Source organism: Aerolutibacter ruishenii (genome assembly GCF_007830115.1).
Classification (GTDB): domain Bacteria; phylum Pseudomonadota; class Gammaproteobacteria; order Xanthomonadales; family Xanthomonadaceae; genus Aerolutibacter; species Aerolutibacter ruishenii.
Genome location: NZ_VLKP01000003.1, coordinates 251,818 through 263,500 on the forward strand (window position 1 = coordinate 251,818; position 11,683 = coordinate 263,500).

The 11,683-nt window shown below is 66.4% G+C and carries 7 protein-coding genes; 4 read left to right on the forward strand and 3 right to left on the reverse strand.

Annotated elements, in window-relative coordinates; all coding sequences use genetic code 11:
• The first annotated feature begins 58 nt into the window (after window positions 1-58).
• The 4 genes from dnaB to IP93_RS05215 all read left to right on the forward strand — a co-directional run bounded on the left by dnaB (window position 59) and on the right by IP93_RS05215 (window position 6,744).
• Window positions 59-2,896 (forward strand): replicative DNA helicase, encoded by a 2,838-nt coding sequence (gene dnaB / locus IP93_RS05200; protein ID WP_277874013.1) that lies wholly within the window; start codon window positions 59-61, stop codon window positions 2,894-2,896.
• Between the two features lie 115 nt (window positions 2,897-3,011).
• The gene (locus IP93_RS05205; protein ID WP_144812900.1) at window positions 3,012-4,436 is read left to right on the forward strand and encodes a cryptochrome/photolyase family protein; all 1,425 of its coding nucleotides are present in this window, start codon (window positions 3,012-3,014) and stop codon (window positions 4,434-4,436) included.
• 110 nt (window positions 4,437-4,546) lie between these two features.
• Entirely contained in the window at window positions 4,547-5,962 is a 1,416-nt protein-coding gene (locus IP93_RS05210) for a WS/DGAT/MGAT family O-acyltransferase (protein ID WP_242006748.1), read from the forward strand.
• Between the two features lie 77 nt (window positions 5,963-6,039).
• Entirely contained in the window at window positions 6,040-6,744 is a 705-nt protein-coding gene (locus tag IP93_RS05215; RefSeq protein WP_425480025.1) for a YiaD family glycine zipper/OmpA-like lipoprotein, read from the forward strand.
• 83 nt (window positions 6,745-6,827) lie between these two features.
• Here the strand turns inward: IP93_RS05215 and IP93_RS05220 are convergent, their stop codons facing one another.
• From IP93_RS05220 to IP93_RS05230, 3 genes are all read right to left on the reverse strand, one after another.
• Window positions 6,828-9,872: a TonB-dependent receptor gene (locus IP93_RS05220; protein WP_144812908.1), complete on the reverse strand. Its 3,045-nt coding sequence runs from the start codon at window positions 9,870-9,872 to the stop codon at window positions 6,828-6,830.
• A gap of 87 nt (window positions 9,873-9,959) precedes the next feature.
• The gene (locus IP93_RS05225; RefSeq protein ID WP_144812911.1) at window positions 9,960-11,039 is read right to left on the reverse strand and encodes a FecR family protein; all 1,080 of its coding nucleotides are present in this window, start codon (window positions 11,037-11,039) and stop codon (window positions 9,960-9,962) included.
• The gene (locus tag IP93_RS05230; protein WP_144812914.1) at window positions 11,017-11,613 is read right to left on the reverse strand and encodes an RNA polymerase sigma factor; all 597 of its coding nucleotides are present in this window, start codon (window positions 11,611-11,613) and stop codon (window positions 11,017-11,019) included. The genes IP93_RS05225 and IP93_RS05230 overlap by 23 nt, the downstream gene beginning before the upstream one ends.
• Window positions 11,614-11,683: the final 70 nt, after the last annotated feature.

Below are 11,683 nucleotides of genomic sequence, written 5' to 3' on the forward strand. Positions count from 1 at the left end.
GAGCGCACGTCCCGGTTTCCGCAACGACAAGCGGTTCGAGACCCGTTCCGACCAGCGCATGGACCAGTTGCGGGTCCCGCCGCAATCGGTCGAGGCCGAGCAGGCCGTCCTGGGCGGTCTCATGCTGGACCCCAATGCCTACGATCGCATCGCCGACCAGCTCACCGACAACGACTTCTACCGGCGCGACCACCAGCTGATCTTCCGCGCCATCGCCGAACTGGCGCAGAAGAGCAAGCCGTTCGACGCCGTGACGCTGGGCGAGTGGTTCGAGTCGATGGGCCTGGCCGAGCAGGTGGCCGGCGGTGCCTACCTGATCGAACTGGCCAGCACCACGCCGTCGGCGGCCAACATCGTGGCTTACGCCGAGATCGTGCGCGACAAGGCCGTGCTGCGCCAGTTGATCGATGTCGGCACCGGCATCGTCAACGACGGCTTCCAGCCAGACGGCCGCGACAGCGACATGATCCTGGAGGAGGCCGAGAAGCAGGTGCTGGCCATCGCCCAGTCGCGCACTTCGGGCCGCTCGGATTTCGTGGATGTGCAGAAGGCGCTGGTCGAGGCCTTCGACGTGCTGCAGACACGCTACGCCAACGGCGGCAGCGTCACCGGTTTGCCCACGGGCTATACGGAGTTTGATGAACTCACCGCCGGTCTGCAGAAGACCGACCTGATCATCCTGGCCGCACGTCCGGCGATGGGAAAGTGCCTGAGCGCCGATGCCGAGATCGTGCTGGAGGACGGCTCCGTGGCGACCATCGAGTCGATCGTGGCCGCGCGTGACGGTCGCGTCGCCACGCTGGATGACGCGCTCCGGTTGCAGCAGGCCGAAGTTTCGGACTTCATCGACGACGGACACAAGCCCACGTTCGAGGTGGTCACGCGCCTTGGGCGGCGCGTGGTGACCACGGCGCCGCATCCGTTCCTGACCCTGGATGGCTGGAAGCCGCTGCACACACTCAACGTGGGCGACCATGTCGCAGTGCCACGCCAACTGCCGATGTTCGGCGATCAGCCCATGCGTGACTGCGAAGTGGTGCTGTTGGCCTACCTGATCGGCGATGGCGGCCTGACGGGTAGCTCGCCCCGATTCACCAACACCAATCCGCAGATCGTGGATGACTTCCTGGCCGCGGTGGGCGACTTCGGCGGAATGGAGGCGGGCATGGTCGAACGCCGCCCCGGCGCCGCGTCCTCGTGGCGGCTCGTGACCCATGCCGTGGACCTCCAGGCCAACCGCGCGGTGTTTGGTCAGACGCTGTCACAGGCGTTGACGGCGGATGGTCGCCCAGCCCGGCAGGTCGCGGCAGCGGTAGGCGTCGCACCGTCCTCCATCACCCACTGGGTCCAAGGCAAATCGATGCCCGGGGCGCAGACGCTCCAGCGTCTGGCCAAGGAGATCCGGATCGAGCCCTCCGCGCTGGTTCCGGCCGGACACGCCGCCAGCAGCCGAAATGCGCCCAGCCCGATGACGGCATGGCTGCGCGAACTGGGCCTGATGGGCTGCGGATCGCATGACAAATTCGTTCCCGCGCCTGTCTTCCGGATGCCGAAGACGCAGGTGGCGACTTTCCTCAACCGCCTGTTCGCGACCGACGGGTGGGCGACCGTGCTGGCCAGCGGCCAGGCGCAACTGGGTTACGCGTCGGTGTCCGAGCGTCTGGCCCGTCAGGTCCAGCACTTGCTGCTGCGCTTCGGCGTCGTGGCCAAGCTGCGCCACCGCTGGGTGAAGTATCGCCAGTCGCGACGCGTGTCGTGGCAGCTGGACATCACCGATGCCGACTCCATCCGCACCTTCGCGGCCGAGATCGGGATCACCGGAAAATCCGAAGCTCTGGCCGCTGCGGTGGCCGCTCTCGGCGAACGACGTCGCCATTCCAACGTCGACCATGTGCCCGCAGCGGTGTGGGAGCGGATTGCGCAGGCCAAGGGCGACATGTCCTGGGCTGAACTGGCCCGGCGTACCGGCTACAGCGACTCAAACTCGCACGTGGGCAAGCGCGCCATCCCGCGCGAGCGCCTCGCACGCATCTCCATGGTGCTGGACGATCCCTACCTGGCCGACCTGGCGGGTAGCGACGTGTTGTGGGACCGTATCGAATCGATCACTCCGTTGGGCGAGCAGCAGGTCTACGACCTGACCATTGCCGGTACCCACAATTTCATCGCCAACGACGTGTGCGTGCACAACACCACGCTGGCCCTGAACATGGCCGAATTCGCCGCGTTCAAGAGCAAGCTGCCCGTAGCGGTGTTCTCGATGGAAATGTCGGCCAGCCAGCTGGCACTGCGCCTGATTTCGTCGGTGGGGCGCGTCAACGCCCAGCGCCTGCGTACCGGCCAACTGGAAGACGAGGACTGGAGCCGCGTCACCAGCGCCATCCGCCAGCTCAAGGAAGTGAAGATCTTCATCGACGACGAGCCTGGCCTGTCGCCGGTCAAGCTCGCCGCCAAGGCGCGCCGGCTCAAGCGCGAGCACGGCCTGGGCCTGATCGTGATCGACTACCTGCAGCTGATGTCGGTACCGGGCAACAGCGAGAACCGCGCGACGGAGATCTCCGAGATCTCGCGCTCGCTCAAGGGCCTGGCGAAGGAGTTGCAGGTGCCGGTGATCGCCCTGTCGCAGCTCAACCGCTCGCTGGAAACGCGTGCCGACAAGCGACCGGTGATGGCCGACCTGCGCGAATCGGGCGCCATCGAGCAGGACGCGGACATGATCGTCTTCATCTACCGCGACGATTACTACAACAAGGAAAATTCGCCGGACAAGGGACTGGCCGAAGTGATCATCGGCAAGCAGCGTTCGGGCCCGACCGGCTCGATCAAGCTGAAGTTCTTCGGCGAATACACCCGTTTCGACAACCTGTCGCACGACTCCATCGGCAGCTTCGAGTAAACCCACGCCGCACCCGCCTGGGCGGTGTGGTCGCCGCGATCGCGCGCCCTCCCTCCGGCTCGTGGTGCCATGATGTCTGGCAGAATCCACGCTCGGGTTCTGGATGCGGACGACGATGCCCATCGCACTGGTGTGGTTCAGGAACGACCTGCGCCTTGCGGACAATCCAGCGCTGAGGGCGGCGCTTGAAGCCGGCTACACGCCGCTTCCGCTGTACATCCATGCGCCGGAGGAAGAGGCGCCCTGGGCGCCGGGTGCGGCAAGCCGGGCATGGCGTCACCACTCGCTTGCCGCACTGGACGCGGACCTGCGGCGGTGCGGCAGCCACCTGCGCCTGTTCCATGGACCCAGCCTGGCCATCCTGCAGGCAGTGGTCGTCGCCACCGGCGCGGAGGCCGTGTTCTGGAACCGGCGCTACGAACCCGTCGTGGAGAAGCGTGACACGGGCATCAAGCAGGCGCTGCGTACGGGAGGCCTGCGCGCGGAGAGTTTCAATGGCAGCCTGCTGTTCGAGCCTTGGGAAATCCGCACCCGGCAGGGTGGACCATTCAAGGTGTTCACGCCGTTCTGGCGGGCGGCCTTCGCACAGCGGCGGATACCGCCGGCGTGGGACCCACCGGCTTCGCTTGGCGAGGTTCCGGGAGGTCCAGCCGGGGTGCCGCTGGAAGCACTGGGTCTGTTGCCCTCGCCACGCTGGGACTCGGGGTTCTGGGGGGTGTGGACGCCCGGCGAGCGAGGCGCCCATGCGGCGCTGGGGCAATTCATCGAAGGCGCCCTGGGCGACTATGCCGAAGGGCGCGATCGCCCTGATCGGGAGGGCACATCGCGGCTCTCGCCGCACCTGCATTTTGGCGAGATCGCGCCTTGGCGGCTGGCAGCCGGGATACTCGCCGCTCGTGCCTCCACTTCGGCGGCCGGTGCCGATGCGTGGCTGCGCGAACTGGGGTGGCGGGAGTTCGCCTACCACCTCATGCATCATTTTCCGCGTTCGACGGAGCACAACTTCAACCCCGCATTCGACCGGTTCGCTTGGGCGCACGTGCGCGAAGAGGAGCTCGAGCGCTGGCGTTCCGGGAACACAGGCGTTCCCATCGTCGACGCGGGGCTGCGCGAACTGTGGGCTACCGGCTGGATGCACAACCGCGTGCGCATGATCGTGGGCAGCTACCTGACCAAGCACATGCGCACGCACTGGCTCGAAGGGGCGCGCTGGTTCTGGGACACGCTGGTGGACGCCGACCTGGCCAACAACACACTGGGGTGGCAATGGGTGGCTGGCGCCGGGGCGGACGCCGCGCCGTACTTCCGTGTATTCAATCCGGTCACCCAGGCCGCCAGGTTCGATCCCCAGGCAAGCTACATCACCCGCTGGGTACCCGAGCTTGCCCGGTTGCCGGTGGCGTTGCGTTTCGCACCGTGGATCGATCGCGCCACGTCCGCGCGCCTGGCCCCGGATTATCCCCCGTACCCGATGGTGGACCTGGCGTCAGGACGCGAGGCCGCGCTGGCCGCATACCGGCAACTGCGCGAACCGCGTTGACGCTCGTCGAGGCTGCGTGATTCACTCGCAGCAAACCACGGGAGGGTTGCATGGCCACAGTGGCGACCACGCAGCGTGCACGCAGGCACAAGGTGCCTAGGCGGGAGAGCATGTCCAAGGTGGACACGGCGTGGCTGCGCATGGAGCGGCCCACCAACCCCATGATGATCACCGGGGTGCTGATGTTCGCCGAGCCCATGGACGTGGAAGAACTGCGCAAGGTGGTGAAGCAGCGCTTCCTGGCTTACAGGCGGTTCAAGCAGAAGGCGGTCGACGCACCCACGGGCGCGTCCTGGGTTACCGACCGCGACTTCGACCTGGAATGGCATGTGCAGGCGACGGCCCTTCCCGGGCGCGGCGACAAACAGGCGCTGGAGCGTTTCGTGAGCCAGCTGGCTTCCAGCCCACTCGATCACGGCCGCCCACTGTGGCAGTTCCACCTGGTCGAACACTACCGCGGTGGTTCCGCCATGGTGGCCCGCATCCACCACAGTTATGCCGATGGCATCGCGCTGGTGCAGGTGCTGCTCTCGCTGACGGACACCATGCGCCACCCCACACCCGGCGACCAGTTGCATGCGTCGTGGCTGAAGCACGAACACGCGGGGGTGGCGGAACGGGTGGGCGCCGTGGACCGCTACGTCCAGCTTGGTACCCGTGCCGTCGAAAAAGGCATGGAGATGTACCGCGACCCCACCCTGGCGGCCGTGCTGGCCAGGGAGGGCAGCGAAATCGCCCGCGAGTTGCTGCATGCCGTGGCCCTGCCGGATGACCCTCCGTCGCTGCTGAGGGGGCGACTGGGGGTCAGCAAGCGCGTTGCCTGGGCCGAGCCGCTGGACCTGGAAGAGGTCAAGGCCGTCGGGCGCGCCTGCGAATGCACCGTCAACGACGTGCTCATGGCGACGGCAGCGGGCGCGTTGCGCAGTTACATGATCGAACGCGGCGACAACGTTGATGGGATGGTGCTGCGCGCGACGGTACCGGTGAACCTGCGTCCCCTGGAGCACGCAAGGAAACTGGGCAACCATTTTGGCCTGGTGTTCCTGGACCTGCCGGTGGGCGAGGACAACCCCATCCGCCGGGTTGAACACGTGGCCCAGTGCATGGATGCCCTCAAGAACTCGCGCCAGGCCATCGTGGCCTATGGCCTGCTGGCTGCACTGGGGATGGCACCCTCGGCGGTGCAGGGGCTGGCGCTGGATCTTTTCAGTCGCAAGGCCTCGGCGGTGGCCACCAACGTGCCCGGCCCGCAGCAACCGCTCTACATGGCGGGTTGCAGGCTGCGCGAGATGATGTTCTGGGTTCCGCAGACCGGCACGATCGGGATAGGGATTTCCATCCTCAGCTACAACGGCCAGGTGCACTTTGGCCTGATCTCCGACGCCAGGCTGGTGCCCGACCCGGCCAGCGTCATCAAACGTTTCGGCAGCGAGTTCGAGAAATTGTTGTACCTGGCCCTGATGGGCAGCTGGGAGCGACGGTTGGACGCCGAGAGCGCTTCCAACCTGATGCCTGCCGAAAGCTGAACGGGCTGGGTGCATCGTCACCCGTTGCTGACAGGGGCGTGTTTAGCTTTGGCCATCATCAATCCCGCCCCCAAGGAATGACCCACATGAATACTTCGCTCAAGATCGCGCTTGCCGCCGCCCTTTCCACGGCCATGTTGGCCGGTTGCGCCACCACCGGCGGCGGCACCTACGGCAGCGCCAGCAGCTCCACCCAGCAGGACGGCATGAGCCAAACCAAGAAGGGTGCGCTCATCGGTGCCGCCGTGGGTGCCGTGGCCGGCCTGCTGTCGGGCGATGACGCCACCGAGCGTCGCCAGCGTGCCCTGGTCGGTGCGGGTGTCGGCGGCTTGACCGGCGGTGCGATCGGCAATTACCAGGACCGCCAGGAGCGGGCCCTGCGCGAGAAGATGGCCGGCACGGGCGTCGAAGTCGTGCGCCAGGGTGACAACATCACCCTCAACATGCCCAGCAACATCACGTTCGGCTTTGACCGCGCCGACCTGCAGCCGCAGTTCTATCCGGTGCTGAACGACGTGGCCGCCACGCTGACCGAGTACAACCAGACCATCGTGGAAGTCGCGGGCCATACCGACAGCGTCGGTACCGACAGCTACAACCAGCAGTTGTCCGAGCGACGCGCGGCCTCGGTCGGCAACTACCTGATGAGTAAGGGCGTGATGCGCGACCGGTTCATCCTGGTCGGCGCCGGCGAGACCCGTCCGGTGGCCAGCAACGACACCGAGAGCGGCCGTGCGCAGAATCGTCGCGTGGAGATCACGCTGGTTCCGCTGCGTTCCTGATTTTTCCGCTTTACGAGCCAGTACTGCAACGGGCCGCATGATGCGGCCCGTTGCCTTTGGTGCATGGCCGTACCCGCTGCGCCTTACAAAGCGGTGCCGCCGAACTTGTGCGTGTACTGCACGTTGAACGAACGGCCCACCGCGTCGAACCACGAGATGTCGTAGTACGGATACGACGTGTAGGTCGGGTCCTTGGGCGGCATCTTGTCGAACAGGTTGGTCACCGACACCGCCAGCCTTGCGCGGTCATTGAACCGATATTGCATCGATGCGTTGTAGCGGTACGTGGCGGACACGTAAGGACCCTGATCGCCGTCCTCCCACACCTGGTCATAGGACCAGCCGTTGGGCAGCCTGCCCAGGCGCTGTCCGTGCAACGTTGCCGACCACTGGTTCAACTCCCAGGTGACGGTGGCGCTGGACTTCGTCCGCGGGATGTCGAAGCCGCTGTTGACCGCGAACTGGTCCTCGACCGGGTCGCTGGGGAACTGCTGGAAATCGTGGTGGTCGACCCAGGTATGGTTGGCGGAGACCGTGAACCGGCCGATGGGCGTCTCGAACCGGTAGCGGCCGCTGACGTCCACGCCGCTGGTGGTTTCGCGCGCGACGTTGATCGGGTTGACGTAGATCCCGTACAACGAACCATTGCCGCTACGCGTGATCCGCGAAAGCGCGTCCACGCAGGTGGGGGAGGCGATGTCCAGCGTGCCCAGGCGGCAGGATGCTTCATCGCGCAGGATGGCGTCGACGCTCATGTCCTGGACCTGGTCGCGCATGTCGATGTCGAACCAGTCGGCCGACAGGTCCAACCCCTGCAACGGCGACCAGACCAGCCCGGCGGTCCATGATGTGCTGGTCTCGGAGTCCAGTTCGCGGTTGCCTTCGCGCGTGCGGATCAGGCCTTCCGAGTAGTCCTCGCAATCGTCAGCGCCGTCCAGCAGGCAGTTGTAGTAGTCGGTGCCCGAGGTCTCGTCATTGCCGATCCCGGCGAAGACATAGTGCAGGTCGGGCGCGCGGAACGCGGTGCCATACGAACCGCGCACCAGCAGGCTTTCCACGGGACGCCATTCCAGGCCCGTGCTCCACGTGGCTTTTCCGGTCGTGTTGCCCGCGAACCGGTACTGGTCGTAGCGGCCAGCCACGCTCAGGCTGAAGGTGTCGTGCAGCGGCATGCGCAATTCACTGGCGAGCGCCCAGCGATTGCGGCTGCCGTGGCCGTCGGAGTCCTTCCAGCTGTAGTAGTAGTACTGGGTCGCCAGCGGATCCGGCTTCAGGTCGTACTGCTGGTGCCCAAACTCGGCGGTGGCGGCAAAGCCGGCCGCGCCCCCGGGCAGCTCGAACAGTTCGGCCTGGGTCAGGGTCAACGACAGCGACTGGCCAGACGACTCGGGGTGGTACCGGGTATAGGCCGCGATGCTGTCGTACTCGGAGCGGCTCAGGGGGCGGTACAGTCGATCATGGCTGGCATTGAAGATCGGGAAACCGTCTTCGTCGTAGCCCAGTTGCGGGCCCAGGAAGAGTGCGTTGGCCTTGGCCGCGATGATCTGCGGCCAGCTGATCGTGGCCTTGTACTGCGAGTGGCTGAGTGCCGCCTCGTAGTCCCAATCACCCCATACGCTGCCGCGGAAGCCGGTGGTGACCCCGAACGTCCTCTGTACGGTGTTCACCATGCCGTTCCCCAGGCCGCCCATTTCCTCCAGGGTGAACTGGCGCTGCCAGTACTCGACCTGGTCGGTGGCCTGGTTGAAGAAATAGCCTTCCTCGTTGCCATCGGGCGTCATCAGCGACCAGCTGCGGGGGCCGCGAAACAGCGATACCTCGTGTCGCCCCGCCTGCACGTCGGCGAACCACTCGCTGCCGTTCTCGAACGCATAGCTCATCGAAGCGTACGTGTTGACGCCTTCGCGCTCGCTGGTGATGGTCCGGTACGCGACTGCGCGGTCGCTGCCACAGTAGTAGCCGTAATTGCGACGAAAGGCATAGCCCATGGTGCCGTCGTTGAGACCGGACAGCGCGTCGCAGGTGTCCTGGCCTGGGTCGATGTAGTCGTCCCACCAGTCGGTGATCAGGAAATTGCGCGGCGGATAGGCATAACGGGACGAGGGCGCATCGTTGCTGGAGTCCTGCTGCTCGCGGTCGAAGCCCCACAACGGCTTCTGCTTGCGATACTCCAGCCCGGCCACGGCATTGAACGACCCACGCGAAAAGCCACTGGACAGGTTGAGCGCGTGCGAGTCGCCGCCGCCTGCTTCCGTCCAGCCATAGCGGTAATCGACGGTGGTGCCGTCGGCGCTCTTTTTCAGGATGAAGTTGACGACGCCCGAGATGGCATCGGAGCCGTAGATCGCCGACGCGCTACCGGTCAGCACCTCGATCCGGTCGATCATGCCCAGCGGAATGCTGGAAATGTCGGTGAAGTTGCTACGCCCCTTGAAGGGCAGCGGGAAGTCCGCGATGCGGCGGCCGTTTACCAGGACCAGGGTGTGGTTGGGTCCCAGCCCACGCAGGTCGACCTGCTGGGCGCCGGGTGAGAAATCCGCACCGCCAGCGGACTGCTGGCTTTGTGTCTCGCCGCCGTTCTGGGTCATCGAGCGCAGTACGTCCGGAACGGAAGTGAAGCCGGCCGACTCGATCTCTTCCGCGGTGATCACCGAAATCGGTGCGGGGCCTTCGACCTGTGAGCGGGGGATGCGCGAGCCGGTCACCTGCACTGCGTCAACGTTGGATACCGGCGGTTCCGGGGCGGCCTGGGTCGAACCACCACCGGCCGCCTGCGGTTCGGGCGACGGCGGTGGCGGTGCCGGTCGCCGCTTTGACGTGTCGGCGACGATCAGGACGGCGCCGGATGCGGCATCGCGGCGTGCGGAGAAACCGCTGCCGCGCAACAGCGCGGCCAAGGCCTGGTCAGGCGTGGCCGCGCCTTGCACGCCGCGTGTGTGCACGCCCTTCAACTGATCGGCCCGGTAGACCAACTGGGTCGCCGACTGCCGGGCCAACATGTTCAGGGCCGTGGTCAGTTCGCCGGCCGGGACATCGATCCGGGCCGGTGATGACGACGCTTGCGCCTGTGCCGCCAACGCCGCGGAACAGGCAAGGCTCAACAACAACACACGCATGGATTTACGCATCAACGATTCTCCCCTTGGCGTCGGAAATGACGCCCCCCGTGAAACGAGGACGAACGAGCCGGCTGAATCCCCCCTTGGGCAGGCGCACTAGTCCGAATGCAACACGATCCGGTCGGGTAGCCGTTCGGCGCGCACCGGGAACCCCAGCTCCAGCAGCGTCACGAAGGCGTCGAGGTTGGACCAGCGGAAGTTGCCGCCCACGTGCAGGCGGGCGACCTCGGGATCGCCCAACTCCAGCTTGCGCCGGTTGAACCGGTTGAACTCGTTGGCGGCGACCGCGAGCGTGGCGTCATTGAAGGTCAGGAACCCACTGCGCCACTCCAGGAAGCGCTCCGCCTCGGCAACCGGCATGGACTGCACCAGCACTCCGGCCCGGCTGGCGGTCGCCACGCTGCCGGCCGGCAGCAGCGATACCGGGGAGGCGCGGCCATCGGCCGAGGGATGGGCGTCCAGTCGCACCTTGCCTTCGGTCACCACCACGCGCAGGGCCTGCGCGTCGCGGCGTACGGAAAAGCGCGTGCCTACCGCCGCCACGCGACGCCCATCCGCCTTGACCACGAACGGGCGCCTCGTGTCCCTTGCCACGTCGAAATACGCTTCGCCGCTCACAAGGGTCACGTCACGGCGACCGCGGGTGAACCGCACGTGCACGCGGCTGTCGCTGCTCAGGGTTGCCACCGACCCGTCGGCCAGCGTGAACGTTTGCACTTGGCCCATGCCGCTGGCAACGCTGGATTCGTGGCGACCGGTGAGTTGCCAGCCCGCCCAGGCCGCCAAGCCGACTGCGATGGTCGCCACGCTTGCGGCCAGCGCATGCCGCCATCCGCCACGACGCGAGGGGCTGGCGGGCCGTGCTGCGAAGGTGAGGTTGTCCAGATCCGGCAGGCGCGTGGCCTCTGTCGCAGTAGACATGGTGGCTGGACCGATGCCAGGCGCGGTACCTGACCGGCGTTCCGGCACGCCGCCGCCGTAAGGTCCGGCGGCCAGCGCCTGCAAGCGCCCGGTCTCGTGCCAGGCGGCCTGCAAACGCAGGAAGGCGACCCGATGGCGCGTACTCGCCGATAGCCAGGCATCCAGCGCCTCCCGCTGGCCCTCGTCCCAGTCATCGGCGTGGAAACGCACCAGCCAGCCGGCCGCGTCGCGTTCAATCTGCCTGCTGTCGTCCATGTCCCTGGTCCTCGTCATCGGCCAGCACGCGGCCAGGTGGGCGGACATGCCCTGCCAGCGGGTCGCCACCATACAGGTGGTCGGCGATCAGGCGCATACCCTTGGCCAAGTGTTTTTCCACGGTCTTCTCGCTGATGCCAAGGCGCACGGCAACTTCCTTCTGGCGCAACTCCTCCACGCGGCGCAGCCACACGACCTCGCGGCAACGTTCGGGCAGCCGGTCCAGCGCCTCGACCAACCGCTTCAGCGCCTGGCGCGTGCCCATCCATCGCTCTGGCGACACCTCGTCTATCAGGTAGACGTTCGAAGCCTCGAAATCACCCACCGAGTCGATCGATACCACCCGGCTTCGGCGCAAACGGTCCGTCATGAGGTGGCGCGCCGCGGTGAACAGGAAGGCCTTCGGGGCCGTCGGCCGGTTGCGCGCGGCGGACTCGTAGACGCGCGCGTAAACCTCCTGGCGCAGGTCGTGCCATTCGTCCCGGTGTGGCCAACAGCGCTGCAGGAACAGCGTCAGTGCACGCTCGTGTACAAGGATCTCGTGGACGAACCAGTCGTCAAGTTCGGTTGGCATGGCCGCACTCTAGCCCAACCGCAGGCCCACCCGCATGGGGGAAGCCGGCCCGCGGTTCGTCTACTCCAAA

Coding starts and splice junctions, on each gene's coding strand:
- IP93_RS05210 (WP_242006748.1), top strand. CDS start 4,547: ATGTCCAAGGTGGACACGGCGTGGCTGCGCATGGAGCGGCCCACCAAC.
- IP93_RS05230 (WP_144812914.1), bottom strand. CDS start 11,613: ATGCCAACCGAACTTGACGACTGGTTCGTCCACGAGATCCTTGTACAC.
- IP93_RS05225 (WP_144812911.1), bottom strand. CDS start 11,039: ATGGACGACAGCAGGCAGATTGAACGCGACGCGGCCGGCTGGCTGGTG.
- IP93_RS05220 (WP_144812908.1), bottom strand. CDS start 9,872: ATGCGTAAATCCATGCGTGTGTTGTTGTTGAGCCTTGCCTGTTCCGCG.
- IP93_RS05215 (WP_425480025.1), top strand. CDS start 6,040: ATGACCCACATGAATACTTCGCTCAAGATCGCGCTTGCCGCCGCCCTT.
- IP93_RS05205 (WP_144812900.1), top strand. CDS start 3,012: ATGCCCATCGCACTGGTGTGGTTCAGGAACGACCTGCGCCTTGCGGAC.
- dnaB (WP_277874013.1), top strand. CDS start 59: ATGGACCAGTTGCGGGTCCCGCCGCAATCGGTCGAGGCCGAGCAGGCC.